The organism is Streptomyces beihaiensis, assembly GCF_026274175.1.
Lineage (GTDB): Bacteria > Actinomycetota > Actinomycetes > Streptomycetales > Streptomycetaceae > Streptomyces > Streptomyces beihaiensis.
This window is the reverse complement of sequence record NZ_JAPHNL010000192.1, coordinates 1-1,536: the sequence shown is the minus strand read 5'-3', so window position 1 is coordinate 1,536 and position 1,536 is coordinate 1. Positions and strand designations below refer to the sequence as shown.

1 protein-coding gene is annotated in these 1,536 nt (G+C 66.3%); it reads left to right on the top strand.

The annotated features are described in order from the left end of the window. On the top strand, nucleotides 1-1,536 hold a 1,536-nt coding region (gene pgi / locus OFY01_RS16825), incomplete at both ends, for a glucose-6-phosphate isomerase (RefSeq protein ID WP_266600724.1).

Below are 1,536 nucleotides of genomic sequence, written 5' to 3'. Positions count from 1 at the left end.
CTGCGCGAGCTGTTCGCCGGCGACCCCGGGCGTGCCGGGCGCTACACGGTCCAGGTCGGTGACCTGTACATCGATTACTCCAAGCATCTCGTCACTGACGAGACGTTGGCCCTGCTGCGGGAACTGGCGACCGCGACCGACGTGTTCGGTCTGCGTGATGCCATGTTCCGGGGTGAGAAGATCAATACGACCGAGGGGCGGGCCGTTCTGCACACGGCGCTGCGTGCGCCGCGCGAGGCGGTGGTCGAGGTCGACGGTGAGAACGTGGTGCCGGGTGTGCACGCGGTTCTGGACAAGATGGCGCTCTTCGCGGAGAAGGTCCGTGCGGGGGAGTGGACCGGCCATACGGGCAAGCGTGTCCGCAATGTCGTCAATGTGGGCATCGGTGGTTCCGATCTGGGTCCGGCGATGGCGTACGAGGTGCTGCGTTCCTTCACCGACCGTGATCTGACGGTGCGGTTCGTCTCGAATGTCGATGGTGCGGATCTGCATGAGGCCGTGCGTGATCTCGATCCGGCCGAGACGCTGTTCGTCATCGCCTCGAAGACTTTCACCACCATCGAGACGATCACCAACGCGACGTCCGCGCGTGAGTGGTTGCTGGCCGGTCTGAAGGCGGGTCAGGAGGCTGTGGCCCGGCACTTCGTGGCGCTGTCGACGAATGCCGGGAAGGTGGCGGACTTCGGTATCGACACGGACAACATGTTCGAGTTCTGGGACTGGGTCGGTGGCCGCTACTCGTACGATTCCGCGATCGGTCTGTCGTTGATGATCGCCATCGGCCCGGACCGGTTCCGTGAGATGCTCGACGGCTTCCACCTGGTCGACGAGCACTTCCGCACCGCGCCCGCCGAGGCCAACGCGCCGCTCCTGATGGGCCTGCTCGGTATCTGGTACGGCAATTTCCACGGTGCCCAGTCGCACGCGGTGCTGCCGTACTCGCACTACCTGTCCAGGTTCACGGCGTACCTCCAGCAGCTCGACATGGAGTCCAACGGCAAGTCCGTGCAGCGCGACGGTGACGGGGTCGGCTGGCAGACCGGGCCGGTCGTCTGGGGCACCCCGGGCACCAACGGTCAGCACGCCTACTATCAGCTCATCCACCAGGGCACGAAGCTGATCCCGGCGGACCTCATCGGCTTCGCCGAGCCGGTCGCCGAGCTGTCGCCGCAACTCGCGGGCCAGCACGACCTGCTCATGGCCAACCTGTTCGCCCAGGGGCAGGCCCTCGCGTTCGGCAGGACGCCGGACGAGGTGCGCGCCGAGGGCGTGCCCGAGGAGCTGGTGCCGCACAAGACGTTCAAGGGCAACCACCCCACGACCACGATCCTGGCGAAGGAGCTGACGCCGTCCGTCCTGGGTCAGCTCATCGCGTTGTACGAGCACAAGGTGTTCGTGCAGGGAGCCGTGTGGAACATCGACTCCTTCGATCAGTGGGGTGTCGAGCTCGGCAAGGTCCTCGCCAAGCGCGTCGAACCCGCCCTGACCCAAGGTGCCGAGGTCCCCGGCCTCGACGCCTCCACCCAGTCCCTGGTC